Annotated in this window: 22 protein-coding genes; 14 read left to right on the forward strand and 8 right to left on the reverse strand. The window is 49.6% G+C overall.

What is annotated here, in order from left to right; all coding sequences use genetic code 11:
- Positions 1-83 precede the first annotated feature (83 nt).
- The 6 genes from MHI01_RS21350 to MHI01_RS21375 all read left to right on the forward strand — a co-directional run bounded on the left by MHI01_RS21350 (position 84) and on the right by MHI01_RS21375 (position 6713).
- Positions 84-1373, forward strand: coding sequence for a M20 family metallo-hydrolase (locus tag MHI01_RS21350; RefSeq protein ID WP_340984076.1), 1290 nt, complete (start codon positions 84-86; stop codon positions 1371-1373).
- 4 nt (positions 1374-1377) lie between these two features.
- Positions 1378-2259: a nitrilase-related carbon-nitrogen hydrolase gene (locus MHI01_RS21355; RefSeq protein WP_340984077.1), complete on the forward strand. Its 882-nt coding sequence runs from the start codon at positions 1378-1380 to the stop codon at positions 2257-2259.
- Between the two features lie 49 nt (positions 2260-2308).
- Positions 2309-3676, forward strand: coding sequence for an NAD(P)-dependent oxidoreductase (locus tag MHI01_RS21360; protein WP_340984888.1), 1368 nt, complete (start codon positions 2309-2311; stop codon positions 3674-3676).
- A 72-nt stretch (positions 3677-3748) separates the two neighbouring features.
- Complete coding sequence (gene preA, locus MHI01_RS21365; protein ID WP_340984078.1) at positions 3749-5044, forward strand: NAD-dependent dihydropyrimidine dehydrogenase subunit PreA; 1296 nt, start codon at positions 3749-3751, stop codon at positions 5042-5044.
- Complete coding sequence (gene hydA, locus MHI01_RS21370) at positions 5041-6486, forward strand: dihydropyrimidinase (RefSeq protein ID WP_315371239.1); 1446 nt, start codon at positions 5041-5043, stop codon at positions 6484-6486. Before preA ends, hydA begins: the two co-directional genes overlap by 4 nt.
- A complete protein-coding gene (locus MHI01_RS21375; protein ID WP_047840726.1) occupies positions 6486-6713 on the forward strand; it encodes a hypothetical protein in 228 nt (75 codons plus the stop codon). The genes hydA and MHI01_RS21375 overlap by 1 nt, the downstream gene beginning before the upstream one ends.
- Positions 6714-6729: 16 nt before the next feature.
- Here the strand turns inward: MHI01_RS21375 and MHI01_RS21380 are convergent, their stop codons facing one another.
- From MHI01_RS21380 to MHI01_RS21415, 8 genes are all read right to left on the reverse strand, one after another.
- Positions 6730-8406: a PucR family transcriptional regulator gene (locus MHI01_RS21380; protein ID WP_340984079.1), complete on the reverse strand. Its 1677-nt coding sequence runs from the start codon at positions 8404-8406 to the stop codon at positions 6730-6732.
- A 339-nt stretch (positions 8407-8745) separates the two neighbouring features.
- The gene (locus MHI01_RS21385) at positions 8746-11970 is read right to left on the reverse strand and encodes an efflux RND transporter permease subunit (RefSeq protein ID WP_047840724.1); all 3225 of its coding nucleotides are present in this window, start codon (positions 11968-11970) and stop codon (positions 8746-8748) included.
- Between the two features lie 33 nt (positions 11971-12003).
- Positions 12004-12951, reverse strand: coding sequence for a TetR/AcrR family transcriptional regulator (locus MHI01_RS21390; RefSeq protein ID WP_036612627.1), 948 nt, complete (start codon positions 12949-12951; stop codon positions 12004-12006).
- Positions 12952-13164: 213 nt separating this feature from the next.
- Positions 13165-13296 (reverse strand): hypothetical protein, encoded by a 132-nt coding sequence (locus tag MHI01_RS21395; RefSeq protein WP_340984080.1) that lies wholly within the window; start codon positions 13294-13296, stop codon positions 13165-13167.
- Between the two features lie 302 nt (positions 13297-13598).
- A complete protein-coding gene (locus tag MHI01_RS21400) occupies positions 13599-13913 on the reverse strand; it encodes a DMT family transporter (protein WP_017691901.1) in 315 nt (104 codons plus the stop codon).
- Positions 13913-14254: a DMT family transporter gene (locus MHI01_RS21405; protein WP_017691902.1), complete on the reverse strand. Its 342-nt coding sequence runs from the start codon at positions 14252-14254 to the stop codon at positions 13913-13915. Before MHI01_RS21405 ends, MHI01_RS21400 begins: the two co-directional genes overlap by 1 nt.
- Positions 14251-14874: a TetR/AcrR family transcriptional regulator gene (locus tag MHI01_RS21410; RefSeq protein WP_047840721.1), complete on the reverse strand. Its 624-nt coding sequence runs from the start codon at positions 14872-14874 to the stop codon at positions 14251-14253. Before MHI01_RS21410 ends, MHI01_RS21405 begins: the two co-directional genes overlap by 4 nt.
- Positions 14875-15000: 126 nt before the next feature.
- Positions 15001-16476, reverse strand: coding sequence for a phospholipase D family protein (locus MHI01_RS21415; protein WP_340984081.1), 1476 nt, complete (start codon positions 16474-16476; stop codon positions 15001-15003).
- A 268-nt stretch (positions 16477-16744) separates the two neighbouring features.
- On the opposite strand from MHI01_RS21415, the gene MHI01_RS21420 reads away from it, so the two are divergent.
- The 8 genes from MHI01_RS21420 to MHI01_RS21455 all read left to right on the forward strand — a co-directional run bounded on the left by MHI01_RS21420 (position 16745) and on the right by MHI01_RS21455 (position 25958).
- Positions 16745-17689 carry a MerR family transcriptional regulator gene (locus MHI01_RS21420; protein WP_340984082.1) on the forward strand — a complete coding sequence of 315 codons (945 nt, stop codon included), beginning with the start codon at positions 16745-16747 and terminating at the stop codon, positions 17687-17689.
- 264 nt (positions 17690-17953) lie between these two features.
- Positions 17954-19504 (forward strand): phytoene desaturase family protein, encoded by a 1551-nt coding sequence (locus tag MHI01_RS21425; RefSeq protein ID WP_282320066.1) that lies wholly within the window; start codon positions 17954-17956, stop codon positions 19502-19504.
- Positions 19501-20964, forward strand: coding sequence for a phytoene desaturase family protein (locus MHI01_RS21430; RefSeq protein WP_017691907.1), 1464 nt, complete (start codon positions 19501-19503; stop codon positions 20962-20964). Before MHI01_RS21425 ends, MHI01_RS21430 begins: the two co-directional genes overlap by 4 nt.
- Positions 20961-21833, forward strand: coding sequence for a phytoene/squalene synthase family protein (locus MHI01_RS21435; RefSeq protein ID WP_076253630.1), 873 nt, complete (start codon positions 20961-20963; stop codon positions 21831-21833). The genes MHI01_RS21430 and MHI01_RS21435 overlap by 4 nt, the downstream gene beginning before the upstream one ends.
- Positions 21833-22600, forward strand: coding sequence for a carotenoid biosynthesis protein (locus tag MHI01_RS21440; RefSeq protein WP_076253629.1), 768 nt, complete (start codon positions 21833-21835; stop codon positions 22598-22600). Before MHI01_RS21435 ends, MHI01_RS21440 begins: the two co-directional genes overlap by 1 nt.
- The gene (locus MHI01_RS21445; protein WP_340984083.1) at positions 22569-23330 is read left to right on the forward strand and encodes a lysophospholipid acyltransferase family protein; all 762 of its coding nucleotides are present in this window, start codon (positions 22569-22571) and stop codon (positions 23328-23330) included. The genes MHI01_RS21440 and MHI01_RS21445 overlap by 32 nt, the downstream gene beginning before the upstream one ends.
- A gap of 1 nt (position 23331) precedes the next feature.
- Entirely contained in the window at positions 23332-24480 is a 1149-nt protein-coding gene (locus MHI01_RS21450) for a glycosyltransferase (RefSeq protein ID WP_340984084.1), read from the forward strand.
- Complete coding sequence (locus MHI01_RS21455) at positions 24477-25958, forward strand: phytoene desaturase family protein (RefSeq protein WP_340984085.1); 1482 nt, start codon at positions 24477-24479, stop codon at positions 25956-25958. The genes MHI01_RS21450 and MHI01_RS21455 overlap by 4 nt, the downstream gene beginning before the upstream one ends.
- Positions 25959-26097: the final 139 nt, after the last annotated feature.

The following is a 26097-nucleotide window of genomic DNA, read 5'->3' on the forward strand; positions in this document are numbered from 1 at the left end:
TACGACAGACGTTTACGGTTTAGCAAGCAAAATGAAAATTTTCATATCATTACGCGAAAATAAGCGCAAGGAGGCGAGGAAGGATGCAGACCACAACAGGCAAAGTCATTAATCAGCTTCGGCTGAATGAGCGAATTGAGCAGTTGTCACAGATTGGCCGAATCGCGGAGACGGGTGTTTGCCGACTTGCCCTGACCCCGGAAGATATGGATGGCATCATACAAGTTCGTCTCTGGATGGAAAATGCCGGTCTGACGACACGACTTGATGCCTTCGGTAATCTGATTGGTCGTCTGGAAGGTGCGGATCAGGCGCTGCCAATCCTCATGATTGGTTCCCACATCGACTCTCAGCCGTATGGCGGTCGATATGATGGAGCGATTGGTGTGCTCGGTGCACTCGAAGCCGTGCAGTGCCTGATCGAAAATGGTATTCAGCCCCTGATGCCAATTGAGATAATTGCCTTTTGCGATGAAGAGGGTTCCCGTTTTAACAAAGGCCTGTTCGGCTCACGTGGTATAACCGGTCAGTTGGAAGAAGGCGAACTGGAGCGGCAGGATAAAAACGGAGTGACCCGTCGGGAGGCGCTGGAAGCCTTCGGCTGTTCTCCTTCGGATTTTGAAGAAGCGATCTATCCGCCAGGTTCCATAGGCAGTTATCTGGAGCTGCACATTGAGCAGGGCCCCGTGCTGGAAGCGCTGAATGCACCAGTAGGTCTGGTGACGGGCATCTCCGGCCCGCTGTGGCTTACGGTGACGATGAAAGGCATGGCCGGTCATGCTGGCTCCGTTCCGATGGGGATGCGGCATGACGCTTTGGTAGGTAGCGCCAAAGTCATTGCGGCTTTTGATGACATGGTGAGAGAAGACCCGGCAGCCCCAACCGTAGGTACGGTGGGAAGTCTGAGGGTGTTTCCAGACTCACGGAACATCATCCCGGAGGAAGTCAGCTTCACGATGGATTTGCGAGACATGGAGATGGAGCGCAGGAGCCGGCTTGAAGCCCGATTGATGAACATTTTGGATGACGTGAGTTTCCGATATGGTCTAAACTACTCGCTGACAGAGGATACGAATAGTGAGCCGCGGTATTGTGCAGAGCCAATCAAGTCGGTGATTCGTTCATCCGCGGAAGAAATCGGGGTTACTCTGCCAGAACTGATGAGTGGTCCGTTCCATGATGCGTTGGCCCTTTCGCTTGTGTGTGATTATGGCATGATCTTTGTCCGCAGCAAGGACGGCATCAGTCATCATCCCAGCGAATATTCCTCCCCGGAGGATATTGGACTCGGCACGGAAGTGTTATATCGCACCATTCGGAGGATGTGCAGTGGAGTGAACCAACCAATCATTTTACCTGAGGAGGCGTTGTGACGTTATGGGCAAAATCAGCATCGGATTAATCCAGGCTTCTCATGAGATTGAAGGTTCGGCTCCCGTTGAGGAGCACAAAGAAGCTGCGGTTCAGAAGCACATTGCGCTGGTCCGTGAAGCTGCTGCACGAGGGGCCAAGATCATTGGATTGCAGGAAGTATTCTATGGACCGTACTTTTGCACAGAGCAGAATCCCAAATGGTATGCATCCGCTGAACCGGTGCCGGAAGGGCCAACGACCAGACGTTTTCAGGAACTGGCGAAGGAGCTTGCGGTGGTGATTATTTTACCCGTGTATGAGGTGGAGGGCATTGCTTCGTATTACAATACGGCAGCCGTCATTGATGCAGATGGTTCATATTTGGGAAAATACCGCAAACATCATATCCCACATGTGGAAGCAGGTGAGGGTACGAATGGGTTCTGGGAAAAGTATTATTTCAAACCAGGTAACCTTGGGTTTCCGGTATTTGATACGGCCTACGCCAGAGTCGGCGTGTACATCTGTTATGATCGTCATTTTCCGGAAGGGGCACGATTGCTCGGGCTGGCGGGGGCAGAGATAGTGTTCAATCCGTCCGCTACGGTTGCGGGTACATCGGAATATCTGTGGAAACTGGAACAGCCTGCTCACGCGGTAGCTAACGGCTATTATGTAGCGGCCATCAACCGGGTTGGCGTGGAAGCGCCATGGAATATGGGTGAATTTTATGGACAGTCGTACCTGGTCGACCCGCGAGGCAGAATGGTAGCGATCGGCAGCCGGGATCAGGATGAGGTCGTCATTGGCGAGATGGATACGGAGATGATTCGTGAGGTACGTAATGTGTGGCAGTTCTACCGAGATCGCAGGCCGGAAACGTACGAACATCTGGTTAGTATGTAAAAGTAGCTGGAAGCTGCGCGGATCAAACTTCAGGAGGTGCATGACATTGATGAACAGCTCAGGAACAACGTTATCCGATTATGGGTGGGAGAGTCGTTTTGCCGAGATGAAACCCGCCATGACAGGCAAGGAAGCGATGGAGGAGTCAAACCGCTGTCTGTACTGTTACGATGCACCTTGTATCAAAGCCTGTCCAACCGACATTAATATCCCTTCTTTTATTAGCAAAATATCCACAGGTCACCTGAAAGGTTCGGCCCGCACCATCATGGATGCAAATCCGGTTGGAGCCAGTTGCGCACGTGTCTGTCCCACAGAGGAATTGTGTGAAGGTGCATGTGTTCTGAACGAATCGTCGAAGCCGATTCGCATTGGTGACTTGCAGCGTTACGCCACCGACTGGGCGCGGGCGAAGAATGAGCCGTTATTCCAGGCAGCACCTGCCAATGGGAGAACCGTTGCTGTTGTGGGAGCGGGGCCAGCAGGACTGTCGGCAGCACGTGAACTGGGGCGTGCAGGATATGAGGTGACGATCTATGAAGCAAAACCCAAAGGCGGGGGGCTGAACACGTACGGCATCGTATCCTTCCGTTTGCCCGAATCGGTTGCGCTATGGGAAGTGGAGCAGGTGGAGGCACTTGGTGTGCAGATCCGTTATGGGGTGCGCATTGGTGTGGATATTCCTGCTTCGCAGTTGCTGGAGCAACATGAAGCGGTCATTCTGGCCTGTGGCATGGGTTCAGTACCTATGCTGGGCATTGAAGGGGAGACACTCGAAGGTGTCTATGATGCGATTGAACTGGTGGAGTCTACCAAGCAAGGTGTTCCACCCGCTTTGAATGGTCTGAAGGTCGCCGTTATTGGCGCGGGTAATACGGCGATAGATGCAGCGACTTGTTCGGTACGTCTTGGTGCCGAGCGGGTGCAGATGTTATATCGGCGCGGGGAAAGTCAGATGACGGCGTATGCGTTTGAATATACGTTTGCCAAGCAGGAGGGTGTGGAGTTCCGGTGGTTTACGATGCCGCAGCGTATCATTGGAGACGAGAACGGTCGGGTTCAGGCTGTGGAATGCGTGAAAATGGAGTTGATTACTCCGCCTGGAGGTGGGCGTGCCTTGCCAGTGCCTGTGGAGGGATCGGAGTTCATGATTGAATGTGATACGGTCATCCGGGCGATTGGGCAGCATCGGTTATTACCATTAATCGAAGCGTTTGGGCTGCGTCACCACTGGGGCGTCGTCGAGATTGAGCCGTATACGTACCGTACCTCGCATCCTCAGATCTATGCGGCAGGAGATGTCATTTTTGGTCAGGGCCAGGGTGAGGCGATGGTTGTCTCGGCTGCACAGCAGGGTAAGCTGGCTGCCGCCGCAGTCATGAAGGCGTTGCCTGGACAGGTGGAAGAGACGGCGTGAGTTGTGAGGGAGACAAGGTACGGAGTGTCCAGTGTAACTAATATGTTCAAACAACACCAAGGAGGGATCGTTATGGCTGACTTATCCATTAATCTGGCAGGTATTCGATCACCCAATCCATTCTGGCTGGCTTCTGCACCACCGACCAATACGGGATATCAGGTTCAGCGTGCGTTCGAGGCGGGCTGGGGTGGTGCGGTGTGGAAGACACTGGGTGAGCCAATTATCAATACATCCTCGCGTTTCGCGGCGGTCCATTTTGGCGGACAACGGGTGGCGGGATTTAACAATATTGAATTGATATCCGATCGTCCGCTGGAAGTGAATCTGCGGGAGATCGCCGAGACCAAGAAGCGCTTCCCGGACCGTGCGGTTGTCGCTTCACTGATGGTGGAACCTACGCGGGAGAAGTGGCATGAGATTGTCAAAAAGGTGGAGGCTGTCGGTGTCGATGGCCTGGAGCTGAACTTTGGTTGCCCGCATGGTATGGCTGAACGTGGCATGGGAGCTGCCTCCGGTCAGCAACCTGACCTGGTCGAACTCCAGACGATGTGGGTGAAGGAAGTGGCGACCACACCGGTGATTGTGAAGCTCACGCCGAATATCACGGATATTACGGCGACTGCCCGGGCAGCTGTCCGCGGTGGCGCAGATGCGATCTCCCTGATCAATACAATTAACTCCCTGGCAGGTGTGGATCTGGATTCGTGGAATACCGTGCCCCATGTGGGCGGCAAAGGAGCACATGGTGGATACTGTGGCCCAGCTGTGAAGCCAATTGCACTGAACATGGTTGCGGAGTGTGCACGTAATCTGGAGGTGGGTGTGCCGATCTCTGGCATAGGCGGCATATCTGATTGGCGGGATACCGCAGAGTTTCTGCTCATGGGCGCTACAGGGGTTCAGGTATGTACCGCAGCGATGCATCATGGATTCCGTATTGTGGAGGAAATGATTGATGGGCTGAACGATTATCTGGATGAAAAGGGTCTGAGCAGTGTAGCAGAACTGGTAGGTCAGACGGTTCCACGTTACTCGGATTGGGGCAATCTCGATCTGAACTACAAAGTGGTCGCCCGCATCAACCGCGATGTCTGCATCAATTGCAACAAATGCCATATTGCTTGTGAGGACACCTCGCATCAGTGTATTGATATGTTGACCGACCCGATCGGCTCCTATCTGGAAGTGGTGGAAGAGGACTGTGTTGGCTGTAATCTGTGTTCGATCGTTTGCCCGGTGGATGGGGCGATTGAGATGGTTGAACTTGTACCTGAGCAGGAACCTGTAACCTGGAATGAACGGCAGTCTGCGATTGCGATGTTGCAATCCGTTAGAGATCAATCAACCAAGGAGGCGATATCATGAGTACCCGCAAATTGATTCGTAATGGTGTGTTGGTCACGGCGTCGGATACCTTTGAAGCAGATATTTTGATCGAAAAGGGTAAAATCACACAGATTAGCATCGGACTGGTGCCAGACGAACGAATGGAGGTTGTAGATGCAACGGGCTGTTACGTCATTCCGGGCGGGATCGACCCGCATACGCATTTGGATATGCCCTTCGGTGGAACGGTAACGGCGGATGATTTTGCGACGGGAACGACAGCAGCAGCTTTTGGCGGTACAACAACGATCATTGATTTTTGTCTGACACAAAAAGGCCGTCCATTAATCGAATCTCTCCAGGAGTGGCATACCAAAGCCGAGGGTAAAGCTACCATCGACTACGGTTTCCATCTCATGATTGGCGAGATGAATGATCAGGTGCTAGAAGAGCTGCCGCAGATCATTGAAGAAGAGGGTGTGTCATCCTTCAAGGTGTTCATGGCGTATAAAAACCAGTTTCAGGCCGATGACGGGATTCTCTTCCAGACGTTGCAAAAGGCAAAAGAGTACGGCGCACTCGTCATGGTTCATGCCGAGAACGGGGATGTCATTGACCTGCTGGTTCGACAGGCGCTCGCCGAAGGGCGCACCGAGCCGATTCATCATGCGCTGACTCGTCCATCCATGTTGGAGGGAGAAGCGACAGGCCGTGCGGCGCGTCTGGCTGCACTTGCGGATTCACAGCTGTATGTGGTGCACGTGACCTGTGCAGAAGCAGTGGAGCAAATTGCGCGTATGCGTGAAATGGGCTACCGGATCTGGGGGGAGACCTGTCCTCAGTATTTGACACTGGATCAATCGATCATGGATCAGCCGGACTTTGAGGGTGCAAAGTATGTTTGGTCACCTCCGCTGCGGGAAGTAGCGCATCAGGAAGTGTTGTGGAATGCATTGAAAAGTGGTCAGTTGCAGACGATTGGCTCCGATCATTGCTCGTTTAATTTCAAGGGGCAGAAGGACTTGGGCAAGGATGATTTTAGCAAAATTCCAAACGGGGGGCCTGTCATCGAAGATCGTCTCAGCATTCTGTATTCCGAAGGTGTAGTCAAAGGAAGGATCACACTGAATCAGTGGGTTGATCTATGTTCGACAAGAGCGAGCAAGTTATTTGGACTATTTCCGCAGAAAGGGACTCTCGCTGTCGGGACAGACGCGGATATCGTTATTTTTGACCCCTCTGTAAACAGGGTGATATCGGCAGATACGCATCATATGAACGTGGATTACAGTGCATTTGAAGGTATGCAGGTACAGGGATGTCCGGTGACGGTGTTGTGTCGCGGGGAGTATGTCATTCGAGATCGGCAGTATACCGGAACAGCAGGGGCAGGCCAATATGTGAAGCGCAACAAGTATGATGCAGGCGCGCCCATACCGATGAAACATCCTGTGACGGCAGTGAATGGAGGGAGAAGCTGATGTCGGATCATGATGTATTTGAGACCGAGAGGATCGCCATAGAGCGAATGGTTGCACAGGGTTATCGGATCTATGCGGTACGGGAACATCTGGAGGGTGCTCACGTCATATGGGGGCACCCGGATCTTCCCGAAGAGAAACAAGAGCAATACGTAGGCACGGCGTCTGGACGGAAGTGGTTCAGTCACATCCTGATTCGCCAGCTTCAGGAGCAACGGGGAGCGTAGACCATACTGAAGCTCTTCATGCGATCGGGCCGTGTACGTACTCATAAGCGTAGATGGCAAGTTCGATCGCAACCCTTTTCTCGGGGAGGATATAGTCTTCTCCCAAAAGGGCTTCGATTTTGTCCAAACGGTGATACAGTGTCTGTCTGACGATATATAGAGCGGTGGCCGTCTCTTGCTTGGAGCAGCACAGGACCAAATATTGCTTGAGGGTCCGCAGCAGCTGACCTCCTTTCTCCACATCGTAACGAATGAGCGGCCCCAAATATTCTTCGATGAAATCATCCAGATTGCCACTCTGCTTCATACTAGCGATGATGCGGTAACAATGAAGATTACTGTAAAAGGGCTGCTGCATCACACCGATGTCCTTCTGAATTCGCAGTGTCTCCTTCGCGGATTCCAGACTATCCTTGAGACGGGAGAGGTCTGTGCAGTTATGACTGATACCGATCAAGCCTGAGAAGAGGCAGTGGGTCTGTTCCTGCTCGTGCTGCTGTAGCTGTTCGATGCAGCGCCAGAGACTGCTTTTGCGCTGAGATCCAGGTAGTGGGTCGAGAATGATAAGAATGATCTGGTGGTTCAGAACGGTGCTGTAGAGGGTGAAGTTCTCCCGAGCAAATACCAACCGGGCGACGATGTTACGTTGGATTAACAACTTCTGAAGTCTGAGGCTATCTGTGTATGCTGGATTGCTGTCGAATAAAATAATAGTGGCTTTGCTCGTTGCGAGAAGGGGATTAACGGTAGATATATATTCATGGATTTCCTTCGTGGAGTGGTGTCCGTTAAGCCAATCAATGACCCACATATCTTCTTTGTAGCGGCGTTTCTCTTCCATGTATTTGGTTCGCATCCAGTCCTGAGCAATCGCGGCCGCGCATCGTTCCAGTGCCTGAATGACGAATTCATCCGAAGGTTTGATCGGTATGCTTGAATCTTGATCCGTCAGCTTTTGATGCATCAGCACAAGGTCGGCAAAGGTGTAGTCCAACGCCTGAACAGGCATGCTGATCACATCCAATGTGTTATCTGACAGCTGCATTAAATTCGGAATATCCTCCCCCGCCAAATGTTCCCGCTGCAAAAACCAATCCTGCCGACGAGTCTCCAGCTGCTCTGGAGGGCAGTAGGGAACGGCACTTGCTTCCCCTTCAAGTGGATATAACGCCACGGCAAATCCGGTTGTTCGTGACAATAATCGAAGAAGGGGTTGTACCCCGTCTCCATTCAGAAGAAGTTGGTTAAATGAGGTGGTGAGACTATCGAGTTCAGCGATCATCCGCTGATGACTGCGAATCAAGGTGAAATGCAAGTCTTGCGTAATATCGATATAACGGACTTGTTCGTGAAACCAGATCAACGGAAAATCAGCTGCTACTGCAATTTCTTTCATAGCCCCGAGCTGTAACTTGGTGTGATCCCCCAGTTCCATACAGAGTCCGGCAGCCCCACGTGCAATTAACTGACGCAAAAAAGACAGGCCTTGCTGCTCACCCTCCTGCCAGCCAATGCCTGTTGTCAGCACCAATTCCCCGCCATTGAGCAAGTCCCCCACCTCGGGAACCTCCATGATATGAACCCAGCGAACATACCGCTCCAGCGCACGATCACTGGCCAGGACTTCTGCCTTGCGAAACACAGGACGTTTTAACATGTCTCTGACTTGAATATGAAGCGTTGTCTCCCCCACACAACCACCATCCTTCCCCAATCACATGTGATCTATCTGGAGTCTGGAATCCGTCAACTTACATAATTAATCCATATTATAATTCTATTTACAGCCAATGGGCTGAAATCTAACGTTCATTTGTTTCAAATGACAAATGGGACTGTTCTTTTTGTGATTTTGATTAAAATAAAGAATTTATATGTCAGTCTATGTCTCGTGTGAATTACATAAAAAAAAGCCCCTTAACATCACATCGGAATTCAATCATTCCAATATGCGCTAAGGGGCGAGAAGCTAATATTATAGTCTGTATTTAAGTTGTACTCGAACCGTTACATGAGCACGATCAACGACTTCTTAATCTTCGATTCTTTTCTTTTTAAATTTCATCAGGAACTCATACACAATCGGTACGATAACCAGCGTGAGCAGCGTGGAGCTGATCAGACCACCGATTACGGTAATTCCTAATCCTTTCGAGATGATCCCCGCACTTTCTTCGAGGCCCGTAACCAGTGGCAACAGGGCACCGATAGTTGCGAGAGCGGTCATCAGGATTGGACGCAGACGAGTTGCACCGGCTTCCAGCAAGGCTTCACGGGTAGGCATACCCTCTTTTTCCTTGTGAATAACACGGTCGATCAACACGATAGCGTTGGTGACCACGATACCGATGAGCATCAGTCCACCCATCATGGCGGAGACGTCGAGCGTACCACCAGCGATGAACAGACCTACCATAATACCAATGACCGTAAATGGCAGGGAGAACAGGATTGCGAATGGTGCCAATCCGCCACCAAATGTAACAACGAGCACGAAGTATACAATGGCGATGGCCGCCAGCATGGCGAGACCCAGTTGAGTAAAGGTATCATTAATCTGTTCGGTTGTACCGCCGAACTTCACTTCAACGCCATCAGGCAGATCCAGCTTGTCGATCTCAGCCTGTAGGTTACTAGAAGCTTTCGTTACATCCGAAGCCAGGATGTTGGCTGTGACTTGTACAACAACTTTACCATCAATTTGCATGATGGAGTTCGGGGATGTACCTTCTTCCACTTTGGCAACATCTTTGATTGGTACCTCGATGCCAAGCGGTGAAGTGACGGTTTCATCCTCAATCTCTTTAATGCTGCTGAATGTTTTGTTGTCTGTCTCTACATATACTTTGTACGTTTTGTTATCGATATCGACTTCCGTAAGCACAGGACGTTCCCGTGCCGGGCTCAGCGTCATCGCCAGTTGGCCTGCAGTCAGGCCCAGGGAACTTAATTTCTCCTGATCTGCCACGAGCGTATACTGCCCGTAGGTGTCAGCGAGTGTAGTGTCTGCTTTTTCAAAATTATCCTTATCTGCTTCAACCAGTTTCAGAATTTCGTCCGATACAGGTTTGAGTTGCTCTACATTATCGCCATAGATGGACAGGCTCAAGCCACTGCCACCCAGACCGCCGGACATGTCGAGCTCATTCCAGGTACCTACGGTAACTTCTTTCTTCAGACCTTCTACAAGCTGTTCCTTCACTTTGGTAAAGTCTTTCGTGTCTTCGTTATATTCAATATAGAATAGAGCCGAGTTGGAACCACCGCCACCCATGCTGCTCAGTGGATTACTTCCGCCGATGGAATATTGCATTTTCTCCAGACCTGGTTGTTCCAGCAACCACTTCTCGGCAACGAGTGCTTCTTTTTCGACATCTTCACGCAAAGCTCCGGTTTGTGGGCTGTACGTAATAGTCACGTATTTATCCTGTTGTTCTGGCAAGAAGCTTGCACCGATGAACGGGTACAGGAACAAACTGCCGACCAGCAAGATCACTGCAATACTGACTGTGATGAGTTTGTGTGACAGGGTCCAGTTCAGCAGGCGTTTGTAACCTTCCGCCATTTTGCCTGGTTTTTCTTCGTGATTCTGTTTGTTCTTCAACCCTCCACGGAACAGGGTGTGCGCAAGCATCGGCACAATGGTAATGGCAACGATCAGGGATGCCAGCAAAGCGAATACCATGGTCAGTGCAAATGGTGTGAATAACTCACCGACCATGCCGCTTACCAATGCCAGTGGCAGGAATACCGCAATAGTTACGATCGTGGAAGAAAGGATTGGCACAAACATCTCGCGAGTTGCTTCGCGGACTAGTTCACGGCCTTTCAATCTTTCACCTTTGAGTGTTAATCTGCGGTAGATGTTCTCGATAACAACGATGGAGTCATCGACAACCCGTCCGATGGCAACCGTCATCGCACCCAGCGTCATCATGTTCAAAGTAATATCCATCATATTGAGAGCAGTCAATGCCATGAGCAAGGAGAGCGGGATCGAGATAATGGAGATAATGGTTGAACGAATATTACGCAGGAAGAGCAGGATGATCAGGATGGCAAACAAGGCGCCAAAAACGGCTTTGCCCAACATCGTGTTCACCGAGTCCTGAATCGGCTTACCTTGGTCAAGCAATACAGTCAAATCAGCATTTTTGAACTGCGATTGCAACTCTTCAGCTTTATCTTTGACTGCGTTAACGACATCAACCGTGTTGGCATCGTTGGATTTTACAATGGAAATACCAATCGATTCCTTGCCGTCTGTCCGGGAAATGGATTCCGCTTGACCGATGACTTCGATCTTGGCAATTTCACTTAATTTTACTGTCGGGATACCAGCTGCGTTGGCAGCACCTGAAGGGCTACCTACACCGGCATTACCACCAGCGGCTTGGTCCGTTCCTTGTGAAGCACCTGGAGCGGTACCTTGACCAGCTTCACCAGTTGGTGCTCCAGAGCCTTGTGGGGCTGCGTTTGAACCATTGCCTGCGGAAGCACCGGCACCGCCGGGTACAACTGGAATGGCAAGGTTTTTCAGGTCATCGATGTCGATGATGTTTCCATCTACAACAACGGCTTTCTGGGATTTATCCAGTTCAAACAGTCCAAGGGGCACACGAATGGATGAACCCTGAACGATGCCGTTTACCGTATCTTCGGTCAGGCCCAGCTCGGCCATTTTGGCTTGGTCAAACTTCAATTGAACTTCTTTCACATATTGACCGGACACCTGAACCTGAGCTACACCGTCAATGTCTTCGAGTGCAGGCTGAATATCCGATTCAACCAGTCGTGTCAATTGTTCCAGGTCACCGCCGTCCTTGTCGGACAGGCTCAGAGATACAACCGGGAAAGAGTTAATGCTGAACTTGGAAATGGTCGGCTTCTGCACACTGTCAGGCAGTTGAACTTCATTCAGTGCCTCACGAACGGTTGCAGTTGCGTTGGTCAGATCTGTTCCATAATCAAATTCGAGTGTGATCGATGCTGCGTTCTCCATGGAAGTGGAGGTAACTGTCTTCACGCCATCTACATTACGTAGTTTTACTTCCAGCGGCTTCGTGACATCCTCAACAATTCCCTCCGGTGCAGCCCCCGGATCAATGGCAGTGACATTTAGAAACGGTACGTTGATGTTTGGGATTGTCTCTTGTTTCATCGTCAATCCGCTGTACAAACCTGCGAAAGAGATGATAATCGTCAGAATCCAAATCGCAAACTTGTTGTTCAGTGAAAAATTAATAATACCTTTCATACGATGGTTTCTTCTCCTCTCTGTTTCTCCTGTTTATGTGTGTGACGAGTCAGCCTGGATGAACCGGCTATACATGGCATCCAGAATATGCTGAAGCTCGGAGTGCAAAGATTGAATGGCAGTTACGTTCTCCAGATTGTGCATCATGCCCAGAATAATGGCACGTCGCGGTGTGAATTCCATCATCTCCTGCCGGAGAATGGCAATGGTCTCAAGTACATCATTCTTTGGTTGCCCAGCAGGCAATTCGGAGGCAGCAATATCCTGCATTTGCTTGATAATATGAATAGGATGCCGCATCACCGTGGAATCCGGATGGGGTTCGGTAATCCATGCAGGCCAGTCCTCCAAAGGAATCAAAGGCAAAGGTCGCTGCTTAAGGAATCCGTGCGCTGCATAATCCATCATTTGCAGTAAATTTGTTGCCATTTTGGTAACAGTAAGGGACGGCATCTCTGTAAACCAGATCTTGACGTAGGAAAGGAATAGCCCCTGTGTCAGCAAAATAAGGTCAATCGTATAAGGTTCAATCTCCGATCCGTACTGCTCCTCCAGCTTATCCTTAAACCAATGTAAGGTACGGACTTCCAGATCTCTTTGCAGCGGATGGCATTGTTCCTTGCGTTGCTGTTCATCATCCATCATCATGCTGCGCATCTGTACTCGCAAAAATTCCTTGAGCTCGGCAACATGGATCAACAGTGTCTCAATCTGCTTGTGAAGACGTTCACGCGAGGTAAGGCTGGTTTCATGCTCAATCTGTGTCATCTCGTCCATGAGCGTGTACATGCAGTACTCCAGAGTACTGGCTTCTAATTCCTCTTTGGATTTGAACATGATGTAGAGGCTACCTTTGGACATCCCGCATAATTCTGCAATCTCTTGCATGGATGTTGCAGCACTGCCTTTGGATGAGAATAACTTGAGTGCTGTAGTAATGATGAGTTTTTTCTTCTCATTCATCTCATGTATAGGGTTCATTAACGATGCATTCACCTCATCAGGGAACTTGTGAGTTCTTGAATTGACTCTAAGGTCAAAATAAGTATAAACGATCTGGTTAAAGGAATTCAAATGGGAGTAAATTGGAAAATGTATATGGGGAAAAGTGGCTGATCAAAGGGAAGGAGAGACGGCAAGTAACAAGGTGCAGCTTGTATGTACGATAGGGATAAGGTATCAAGAACGTTTAAGTTAGTTTCCTCCAGTGAAGGCGTATAAGGCAAGCATAATAATGGCGACTAGAGCGATGAGATAGAAAGTGGCCATGGCGATCAGAAGGGTATACCCTGTATAAGAGCCCATGCGTGCCAATAACTTTTTCATGAATACGACATCCTTTCTTACGTGGCAAAGTATAAAGAGGTTCCCTATTTATATCATTCCCCAAAAAAGACGACTTCCTGATCGAAGTCGTCTAATTTATATTACAAGATTTAATAGATATCATAATGGAAGCTAAGAATTACACGATAACGGAGATTGCAGAACCGACTTGAAGAAACGAAGTGTTCGCCTTTATCACCAGATTTATCCCTCTTCAAAGGGAATCAAAGAAATCTGGGGATAACAGCGATCGGAAAGTGGGACTGCAATCGGAGATATAAGAGTGTAATTCAGTTGTTCCGTTACGTGATCAGTTTCAGACCAACAGCTGCCACCAAAATCATCGCGATAAACAGGATACGCTTCGCTTCTTTCCGTTCACCGAACAGGAACATGCCTGTTAACGTACTGCCGACCGTCCCGATCCCGGTCCACACGGCATACGCTGTGCCCATCGGAATAGACGTCATGGCGTAGGACAACAACGAGAAGCTGAACACAAACGACACCAGCATAAGTACGATGTATGGCCATCCTTTCTTGGTGGAAGCACCATTAATACCGATTACGCCGAAAATTTCACATATCCCTGCACCTACAATTGCCATCCAAGCCATTATACTGCACCTCCTTTGGCTTCTTGCTGATCCGTAACCAGCTTCAGTCCGATTACGCCGCAGAGCAGCAGCCCGATAAGCAATACTTTGGCCAAGCGGAACGGTTCACCGAACAATACCATTTCCGTAAGGACAGTACCCGCCGTACCAATTCCCGTAAAGACGGCATACACCGTACCCACAGGCAACCTTTTGGAAGCGGCAATGATCAGTCCAAAGCTGATCACGATGGCAATCCCCGTTAAAGTCCACTCCCAGGCATTCGAGGCATGTTTCAGCCCGCTTACCCAGACAATCTCAATAATTCCACCGATAAATACATATAACCAGTTGCGGTTCATGTTGTTAAATCTCCTTCCGGCACAACGCTGTGCGCCTCGTCGTTCAAATGATGAATGCCATGCCAAAATACAGGCCAGGCTGCTTCCAACCGTCTCTTGTACCGGCGGGAACTTCCATAGATAATCTCCACGGTAATACCGTCGAGAAACGTCATAAATGCAATGGCGGCTTGTTCTGCGGGAATGGCTGGAATATCTCCATTACGCATTGCCCTTTGCAGCAGACGAGTCAGTGCACGTTCCATACCATCGATAAATGGATACACTTGATCCATCACTTCGCCATACAGAGAAAGGGGTGGGTAAAAACAATTACGCAACATCAATCGAGCCGAAGCATGAGCGTTGTATTCTTGTTCGAACCAGATCAGCAAACCCTTCAGCCTCTGCTCCAATGGCAGATCCGCATGATCACGGAAATATTCCAGTGTGTGCCGTGTTACCTCGTGAAATGCAAAGTCCAGTGTGTGTAAAAACAAGTCATCCTTGCAGCTGAAATGCGCATATATGGACGGTTTTTTAATCCCGACTTCATCAGCAATAGCTCTCAGAGAAGCTCCCTCATAGCCATCTCTGGCAAAATGGAACAGGGCTGCATCCCGAATGGATTGTGCAGTCATTCAATCACCTTCCTAACGGTCGTTAGGTAATTATATTTTCACACTTTACATCACCTGTCAAGATGAAAATATCCGCCTGCACAGTAGAGTACAGGCGGATATAACAGGTATGGATGTGGTTTCTGATCAAAAGGTCGTAAGACCCAGAATCAGTTGCAGCTTATATAGGATACCTTTCAAAAACGTAGTCTTCTCCTGGAACTCATCCAGGTCTAACGTGAACTCGGCATCATTATTATTCCAAATACGCTCAAAATAATTCGCGATATCAAGTGTGAACTTATTGTCTGGAGGTGCAGCAACCCATAGATCATTCTCCAGATTGTAGTCATTCATGTTTCGTGGTGTAAAGTTGGTTGAACCCCCGAGGACAATATGATCTCCGGTTGCTTTGGCAAGATAGATCATCTTGGTATGGTATTGCTCCTTGGTGGTGTTATACCAGCGGATCTGTATTTTACCGTCGGATTTATCATGCAATTCAGCAGCGACAGGACGGTTCGGAATACCGATCTTTTCCTGACCAAAGGCATTTTCATTTGGATCCAGTACAAGTCGGATCTCGGTTCCTCGTTTTGCGGCTTCCAGCAGGGCTTCCAATACTTTCGGAGAGGCCACATAGAACATGCCCATCCATAAGGTGTCACCTTTGCCAGCTTGATTGATCTCATGGAGTACAGCGTCATTCACTTTGCCTTCAGTTAAATAGCGTATTCGCAAATCTCCCGTGTTTGAATTCGAGGAAGGAGCTGTGTAGGCAGGAACCTTGCCTCCGCCTGAGATGTCGAGGACAGCTTGCTCGGACTGAAGAATATCGCCAATGATTGGACCTGTTACTTCAAATGCAATATTCGAGTGGTAGGCACTCGCATCATGAATATTGCCAGAAGAGACAATCGCCGTCTTCTCACTAACAACAACTTTGCGATGATTTGCTTTCACGTTGAGCAGCTTGAGATAGGAACGGACCGTTACATCCGGACCGTCCGTGGCCATCAGGTTTTTGATCCAGCCATCTCCGGATTGGCCAAACCATTGGAAGAAGGTCCGCCAGACCGCAGAGTATACTGGAGTTGAATCACGCAAAGGGTCCACATCCGTGATGACCACATGAATGCCTGCTTGTTTCATTTGTTCCAGCAACGGATTGGGTGCTGAGTTATAGTTGGTATTTACTTCATCTGTAATGAACCAGATGTCCATATCAGGATGCTGATTTTTTTTGGTGACCAGCGCTTCGGTGAATTCAGTACTCACGGGAGGAAAGTTCTGTCCCTTATGTTGATAATTATTGAACAGGAACATATCCACCAAGACAAACTGCTCTGCTTCCTCCAAAATTTGCATCATGCGCTGGAAAATCTGCTGTTCGTGCTCCATCTGTCCGTCGGAGGAAGGATAAGTGAGGTCATGCAGGAACTCGACTTGATCCACACGATACTCCGGACTTTCGTAGGAAATGCCCGCTGGTAATGGTTTGTAGGTCTGATAGAGCATGACGGCGATGAGCCATAGGACCAATAGGGCGAGCCCTGTTCGTATGTATGGAATTTTGCCGCGTGAAGACTTGCGGTCTGATGTATGGCGGCGTAATGAGACCAACGGTGGACTCCCCCTTCTGTACTTGCTGACTTCTATTACCACACGGATGATAACGTTGACGCAGGAGAACCCGCTAGCATAACGAATGTAGCAGTAAAACGCATATGGCAAAATTGGCATTATGCAATCGACAGGTGTCTGAGCGTTGTGTATAATGAGTGTATTATTTTTGTAGAATGTTAGGGTTTTCATATGCCTGACAAGGACGGGGAACCAATGATGTAACCTTTGAAATCTGGACATTTAGGTAAAGAAAGTGGGTAATAAGGTGTATTCCATCAAACAAGTCGCTGCCATGCTCGGTATCCCGACGGTGACGCTCCGGGCTTGGGAGAATCGGTATAGTGCGGTCACCCCTGAGCGGACGGAATCGGGTTATCGAATGTATACCGAAGAGAATGTTGCGGATCTGCGCTGGTTGAAAGAACAGGTTGAGCTACATCAGACCAATATTTCGGAAGCGGTACGGATGTTGAAAGTAAACAAATTAAATCCGCCCGAGGCTATACCCACGCCGATCATGGCTCCGGTGCCTACGATGGAAGAAGCCTACGCACGAATGGCAGATCAGATCTATGACTCGCTCTACAACTTTCAGGGTGAACGTGCCAATGGTTTGATTGATTTTGGGTTCACCATGTATGGGTATGACTCGATGTTCTATCATGTGTTGGTGCCCATTCTGGTTCGGGTTGGAGATGCATGGGAGCAAGGTAGGGCTTCGGTGGCTCAGGAACACTTCATGACACAGCTGATATCACAGCGGTTTTATCAGTTTTTCCATCTGTTCCCGATCTATCCGCATCTGCCCAAAGTTCTGGCGTTGTGTCCGGAGGGGGAGCATCATCAGGTCGGATTGCTGCTGTTCTCTCTCTTTATGCGCAAAAATGGAGCGGAAGTACTGTATCTGGGTGCGAACACGCCAGAGGAAGGCATCTTCCCGATTATCCGGGAGCAGAAGATCAAGTTGGTCTGCCTGTCGATCACAAGTCCGGGGCTTCTTGAAAAATGTGACCAGCTCGTCGAGCGGATTAAAAACGAGTTCCCACATATTCGCTTTGTACTTGGAGGTAAAGGCTATGAGCGTGCAGAGCATGCACGTTATCCGCAATGGATTATGCCGGAGAGTTCTGCGGACTGGCAATCGTGGATGGAGCGTGAGTATCTCTCCGAGCGATCACCTGGTGCAAGGTTCGGACAGGCCAATAATTAAACATAATCTCAAATGATATGAATAGGTTAGTGTATAAAGGACATCCTTTGACGAAAGTGATCAAAGGGTGTTTTTTGTGTTTATAAATGGATTACCAGGTATTTTGACCGACGGGTCATTTTTTGGTTTACAAGGCCGTATAATATTTGTATTATATTTGTATAATGTTTTTGCTAGTTACCGCTTAAAGTGTTCTTGGGCGGTTTAATAATAGGTTAGGGGCTAGAGAACTATAGGAATTCCCTACATAGAAAGGTGAGTGGCATGATACCGAATCAACAACGCAAACGTGCAGCTGTCATTGGCGCAGGTCCAGGTGGACTTGCAGCAGCGATGTTATTGTCCGGTCAGGGGTACGAGGTAGATGTGTATGAGAAACAGCCAGTCATCGGGGGGCGTTCTGCCAGATTGGAACTGGGTGAATATCGATTCGATCGAGGTGCTACATTTTTGATGATGCCTCAGCTGATTGAAGAGATGTTCGACGTGGTGGGACGTAAGTTATCCGATTATGTGGATATGAAAGAGCTAACTCCGCTGTACGCACTGAACTTTGGTGACAAGGTGTTCAAGCCTTCTCGTAATCGGGAAGATACAGCTGCACAGATTAAGGAATTGTTTCCGGGCAATGAAGACAATTACCTTCGGTTCATGCAAGAAGAAGAAGTGAAGTTTGGCAAAGTCATGCCTCTGCTCCGTCGTCCTTTTGGCAAGTTGACTGACTATCTACGCAAGGATGCGGTAACAGCTCTACCTAAGCTTGATGTCCACAATACAGTCTACGGGATCTTGTCCCGTTATTTTACAGACGAGCGTCTGCGCTGGGCATTTACATTTCAATCCAAATACCTTGGCATGTCTGCCTGGGATTGTCCGGGCACCTTTACCATACTATCGTTTATTGAGCATCACTACGGATTGTTCCACCCCATTGGCGGCGTGAATCGGATCTTCCAAGCCATGGCCGATGTCGTGGAAGAACACGGAGGGCGCATACATACTTCCACCCCGGTGAAACAGGTCATCGTTCGCAATGGTCGTGCAGAAGGTGTGTTGCTTGAGAACGGTGAACGCATCGAAGCAGACCATGTGGTGGTGAACGCCGACTTTGCACATGCGGTTAATCATCTGTTCGAACCAGGCGTGCTTAAGAAATATACCCCGGAGAAAATGAAACGCAAAAAGTATTCCTGCTCTACAGCAATGCTGTATCTGGGCGTGGATGGTGATGTGGACCTGCCGCATCACTCGATCTATTTTCCCGAGGACTACCGGTTAAACGTTGATGAGATTACAAAGCATAAAATGTTATCAGCCGATCCATCTCTATATATTCATAACCCTTCCAGACTTGATTCGACGCTGGCACCGGAAGGGAAATCTGCTTTGTATGTTCTTATGCCTACGCCTAACCTTACCGCAGACATTGATTGGGAGGCAGAACGGGAGAATGTGCAGGAGGCCATGATGAAACGCATGGAAGGCATTCCTGAGCTGGCAGACATACGCAACCGTATTGAAGAATGTATGCTGTTCACTCCACTTGATTGGGAGACTGAACTAGATGTGTATCGCGGAGCAACGTTTAATATGGCACATAACCTGGGTCAGATGATGTATCTGCGTCCCCATAACCAGTTTGAAGAGTTGAAAAGTGTATGGCTGGTAGGCGGCGGAACACATCCGGGCAGCGGGTTGCCCACGATCTTCGAATCGGCACGGATCAGTGTCAGACTGATTCAGGAAGAGGACGCACGCACACGTTCCAAGCCATCCTCTTATGTGAAGACGGCAGAAGCCAGAGGGCATTCATGAAGCGGGCCGCTATTGTAGGGGCAGGGATTGGTGGACTTACTTCTGCATTGTTATTGAACCGTCAGGGATGGGATGTCACCGTGTATGAACGGGGTTCTCGCGTTGGTGGACGCATTGGATATGAGCAGGAAGGCGAGTATCGGATCGATCAGGGGCCAACGATCGTACTGCTGCCGGAGATGTTACTTGGCATAATGGAGGAAGCAGGCGTAGATCGTTCGAAGATTGAGTTACTTCGCTGTGATCCGTTATACAGAGTGCATTACCACAGTGGTCGTGTCATGACCAAGATGACCTCACGTGAAGAGCAGACGGCGGAGATTGAACGTTTGTTCCCGGGAGAGAGCCGGGGATTCACACGATTCATGAAAGATATGGACACGTTGTTTCCGGCAGGCAGGGCAGCGTTTCTGGAAAGGGCTTTTCCGCGCAAAAGGGATTTCTTCACCCCTTCGCTCATGTCACTCATGGGCAGATTGCGTGCACACAAAAGTGTCCGGAAAGCGGTAGGCGATTATTTTGAGCACGAGGAATTGCTTGATGCATACTCACTGCAAAGTTTATACATTGGTGGATCACCGTTTGGGACGCCAGGTATCTATTCCCTTTTACCTTACGCAGAGCATGAATATGGCATCTGGATGGTCAAAGGTGGATATGCAGCATTGCCGGCTATTCTGGAACAGGAACTGATATCACGTGGTGGGCGTGTCGTGCTGAATTCGGAAGTGACCGGACTCAAGATTAAAAATGGTGTGTGTGAAGGTATAGAAACGGCAGCAGGCGCAGAAAATGTGGATGCAGTTATCTACAATGGTGATTTCCCCCATCTATCAGGTTTGCTTGGACAATCACCAGAGGTAGCACGTAAAAGAAAACCGTATCGTCCCTCTTCCGGATGTGTATTGCTCTATGTGGGCGTGGACAAAACCTGGGAAGATGCAACGACGCACCAGTTCTTCCTGCCACCGAGTCTTGAAGGCAGTTTGCAGGAAGTGTTCAATCAGCGACGAATTCCGGCAAAGTCCTCATTTTACGTATTTAATCCGGTCGCATTGGATGAAACTGCAGCGCCTCAAGGACAGAGTGTATTGTATTTCCTCATTCCCGTACCAGATGCCGAAGGTGTCGACTGGGATCAGGAGAGTGAAGCATTGGCAGAACGTGTACTGGAAGAAGCGGAGCAACGAGGATTCCCGGGACTTCGTGCAGCGATCAAGTGGAAAAAGGTACGTACACCCGCTGACGCAGAGCGAGACGGGCTCTATGGGGGCGGAAGCTTTGGTATAGCACCTGTATTATTCCAGTCCGGTGTATACCGACCGCAACCCAAACCATTCCCTAATATAAAGGGATTATATGCCGCAGGAGCATCTGTACATCCAGGTGGCGGAGTGCCGATTGTAATGCAGAGTGCACGGATGGCCGTCAATCAACTCATGAAGGAGATGGGAACATGAATGAAGCGATTTTGAGCAGGTGTGAAGAGTTGATGCAAAAGGGTTCTTCCTCTTTTTATCAGGCCTTTAGAGGGCTGCCAAGTCCACGTCGGGAAGCGGTATATGTCATTTATGCCTTCTGCCGCATGATTGATGACAGTGTAGACGAGCCGGAACATTCGCCTTATACGATTCACGAGATCCATGATTTGTTTGATCGGCTAGACGACGCGGAAGGACATTTTATCTGGCCCGCACTGAGATGGTTGTTCAGCAGTTTCCCTCATCTGGATAAGGGGCCATTTTTCCGTCAGATGGAAGGGCAACTCACAGATCTTAAAGTAACGCATTATACAACGATGCAGGAACTGGAGCATTATTGTTATCTGGTGGCCGGAACCGTAGGCGAGATGTTGTTGCCTGTATTGAGAGATGATAATGGCGCAGAAGTAGCCGTGAACGGGATTGCTTTGGGTAAAGGAATGCAGATCGTTAATATTATTCGGGATGTTGGTGAAGATCGGGCCAGAGTGCGCCGGTATGTTCCGCTGGAGATCATGGAGAAGCATGGTTACACCGAGCAGGACTTTGAAGACGGGGTCGTGGACGAACGTTTTATTGCCATTGTTCATGAATTAAAAGCTGCAGCATTGAACTGGTTCCGTATTGGCATGGATCGTCTGGATACGTACCCAACGGAAAGTGCATTTTCCATCGAGCTGGCAGCAGCCTTTTACTCCACCATTCTACACGCGGTTGAACGCAACGATTATGACGTATATACCAAACGGGCATATGTTAGCGATGAATTGAAACTGGAGATGCTGGGTGCGATTGTAAAACGTTACCCGATGCTGGCCTATCAAGCCTCCCGAACGGCGGTATCCTGATGATCCAGTGGCTTTACTGGGCGTGGTATGTCATTGGAGCAACCTTGATGCTAACGATCGGTGTGCCTGACGTATTATCTTTTTCAAATGGTTTATTTCTAATCTTCTACGCATTGTATGTGCTGGATCTGATCTATCAAGGGCGTAATCGGACAGGCCTGTCCGACCAGTCAGTCATCTGGCTGAAACCCGGACTCTGGATATCCTCTGTGATTATCTGGCTTGGAGGTATGGGCGTAGAGTGGGTAGGCGTTCATACGCATTGGCCTTTTGGCGAGTATGCCTACTCAGACTTCTTCGGGATTCATCTGTTCAGTGTGCCAGTTACGCTGGGTTTCGCCTGGATCGCAGTGGTGGGTAACTCGGCGCTGTTAAGTGGCGGTGGTTCAACGTGGACTGGCAGATTGCTTCGAGCAGTGAAGACCGGGTTCTGGGCGATTGTACTCGATCTGGTGCTCGACCCTGTTGCGCATGCAAGAGGATTCTGGGAGTGGCAAGCCCCAGGTGGATTCTACGGTGTTCCGTGGACCAATTACATAAGCTGGTTTATCATGGGTGCATTCTTATCCCTTTTCCTTCCGGCCATGCCTAATGACCGTAGCTCATTGCTGCGTGCAAAATGGTTGTATCAGCTGTTTATTCTTCTGTTCGGCCTGCTTGCTCTAAAGGAAGGGATTACGGGCAGCTTTATCATCGCCATTGCTGGTGTGCTTCTTGCCGAAGGGAGCTGGCTCTATGATTCGCGCCGTAAAATCAAAACCGTTTAATCGTATTTTTGCCTTATACAATCACTATTATCTGCTACGTCGGCGCTTCCGCTCCTTCACGCTCACAGGGTCACTGGACCCGCAGGTGGACATCAGGGACAACTCCCCGATTGAACCGACTCGTCCCGTGATCTATTTCATGAATCACAGCTCCTGGTGGGATGGTCTGCTGCTCTATCATGCGGCCAGGCAGACATCGCGGGGTGATCATTATGTGATGATGGAGGAGCAACAGCTTCAGCAATATGCTTTTTTTCGTAAATTGGGTGCGTATTCGATCAATAAGGAGAGTGCGTCCGGTATTAGGACCTCTCTACAGTACACCAGTGAATTATTGGATTCAGGTAAAAGGGTCTGGATTTTTCCCCAAGGAGAAATATTGCATCAGGAGGCCAGACCGATTCAGTTCCGTCCAGGCATCGGATTGTTACTTCGTCGTTCTCCAAATGCCATTGCTGTACCGGTAACCTTGTGCCATGGGATGGTCCAGCATGATTTACCGGAAATATCGATGCAGGCGGGCCCGGCTGTGATGGAAGACTGGAAGGTGTTGAAGAGTGAAGAGATTGCCGCCAGACTCGGCCATGTGCTGGAACAGCAGTTAGACGATCATAGATCAGAGCTTATACGGATGGGGCAGGGAAGTTTGCCAGATGCGATTCCACTGATTCGTCATGTACGTTCGACAAGTGAAAAATACGATGCGGCACGAAAGCGGGTGAACCGTTAGCATGAATGCATCTGAAATCTTCTGGATTGTGCTTACCTGCATATTGGGCATACAGTTGCTGTTCGCTCTATGGAACGTCTCCTGTCTGCCCAAAGTGCGTTCATTCCGAGCAGACCGAATACAACCACCAGACCTGCTGGTCTCGGTGCTGATTCCAGCCAGAAATGAAAGACTACATATCGAAGGATGTCTGGAGAGTGTGCTCGCGAGCGATACATCAGGATTCCAGATGGAAGTATTGGTGCTGGATGATCGCTCCGAAGATGAGACAGCGGCCATGGTACAAGCGATTGCGGATCGGGATGCACGTGTGCGTTTGCTGCATGGCGTTGATCTTCCCGAAGGCTGGATGGGGAAATCCCATGCGTGTCACAGGCTGGTTCAGGAGGCCAAGGGAGAATGGTATATGTTCGTGGATGCGGATGTGCGTCTGGAGCCAAGTGCCATTCGGCAGACTCTTGCGGCAGGGTGTGAGCAGAGCGGGGGGCTGGTAACCGGTTTTCCTTATCAGGTAACAAAGACGTGGATGGAAAAGCTTGTTGTACCCATGATGGTCTTCACCATCATCAGTCATCTGCCCATTTTCATGATACGAAGATCATCCAGTCCGATGTTTGTGGCCGCTACGGGGGCTTTTTTGCTGATTCATCGCTCCAGTTACGAAGCTTCCGGTGGTCATGCTGCCATTCAGGCACATCTGGTGGATGATATGAGTCTCGCCAAAGCAGTCAAGCGTGCAGGTCATCCGGTGATGCTGACCGATGTGCATGATGTAACGAATACCCGCATGTATCAGAACGGTGCAGAAGTATGGAATGGATACAAGAAAAATATGTACGAAGGTATGGGACGTAAAGACGTACTGCTGCTGGGCACGATGTTGATGTATACACTGATGTATATTGTGCCTCCACTAGGATTGATTATTGGACTCCTTATGGGCAGTTCGATGTCCATTCTGTATGGATTGTTAGGAACATTATTAGGTATGGCTGTGAAAAGAGTAGCGGATCATGCTGGCGGACAACCCTGGTGGCTCGCCCTTCTGCAACCGGTCAGCATGGCCTGTGTCATTGCCATCGGACTTGCTTCCTGGCAGGCAGGCCGCTCCGGCAAGGGGTATGTATGGAAAGGTAGGCGGTACAGTTGAGAGGTAACGTCATTATAATCGGTGCAGGATTTGGAGGTCTGTCGTGTGCAATACGACTGGCTTCACAAGGTGTGCAGGTGACCATTCTGGAGCGGCAGCAACACGTAGGTGGCAAGCTACAGCAGATTGAGCGGGACGGGTATCATTTTGACCGGGGACCGAGCACGATCACGATGCCATCGACCTTTCGTTCAGTCTTCGACCATGCTGGAGTAGCAATGGAAGATTACGTACAATTATATGAGTTAGAGCCGCGCACGCGTAATATATTTGCAGATGGCACAGTGGTAGATTTGTCAGGTAATCGCGGGTGGATGAAGGAGCAGATCGCTGCGTACAGTCCGGAGGATGCAGCTCGTTATGATGCGTTTATGGATGAGTCTGCTGCACTGTATGCGGAAGCCAATCGTCATTTTCTGGGTAAGTTGCTGCTGTCTCCTTCTGACAAATACAATCTCCAAATGCTGCGCAGCTTGCTCCGCGTGCGGCCAACGGTGAAGCTGGATAAGCTGCTACGCTCGTATTTCCAACATCCGCATACGCTCGCTATGTTCGGACGGTATGCGACCTATGTGGGATCATCGCCGTATCAATCGCCTTCCATCTTTGCCATGATGGGTCATGTGGAAGCAGAAGTGGGCATCTACGGAGTCAAAGGTGGAACCTATCAACTGATCGAAGGAATGACCCGGCTGGCTCGGGAAAAAGGTGTACAGATCATTACCGGCACAGAGGTCCGGCAGATTGTTGTTCGGAATGGCAAAGTGGCAGGCGTGGATACAGATCAAGGCTTCCGGGAAGCCGATCAGGTGGTTGCCAATGGAGATGTGCTTAGCGTGAATAGATTACTGCTTGCACCGGAACATCGGAAAGAGATGAGCGATGCCCGTATACGGAAGTATGAACCATCCATTTCGGGATTTGTGACGCTGGCGGGTGTGCGAAGACAATATGATGCGCTGCTGCACCATACGGTTTTCTTCCCGGAACGGTATGAACCGGAGTTTGACCATATTTTCCGTGACCGTAAAATGCCCGAAGATCCGACGATCTACATCTGTTACTCCGGTTATTCGGAAGCAGGCATGGCCCCGGCGGGAGCCAGCAACCTGTTCATTCTGGTCAATGCCCCCTACTTGTCGGATTCATGGAATTGGGAGCAGCAGACGGAACGTTACGGAGCGTTTGTGCTGGAACAGTTGGCAGCGAGGGGAATTACCGGGTTGAACCAATCCGATGTGCTGATCCGATATACGCCGCGAGATATTGAACGGGATACTTTGGCGCATCAAGGTTCAATCTACGGCATCTCGTCCAACTCCGTGAAGCAGACCTTCATGCGACCGGGCAACCAAAGCAAAGATGTACAAGGACTCTGGTACGTCGGCGGAACCACGCATCCAGGCGGCGGCACACCGATTGTGACGTTGTCTGGACAGCTTGTTGGTGAGCAGTTGGCATCTGAAATCTTGAGATAGTTCGTTGTGCAGGATGATGGAGTGAAAATGTGTTTTGTTGATCCATGTGCGTGTGTATCGTCTCTGCTAATTAACTTTGAAGCTACTACGGATGATCCGTGCTGTTGAGTAGGTATGAGATAGTGGTGCTCCGAGATTT

This window comes from Paenibacillus sp. FSL M7-0656 (assembly GCF_038003225.1).
In the GTDB taxonomy this organism is placed as follows: Bacteria; Bacillota; Bacilli; order Paenibacillales; family Paenibacillaceae; genus Paenibacillus; species Paenibacillus amylolyticus.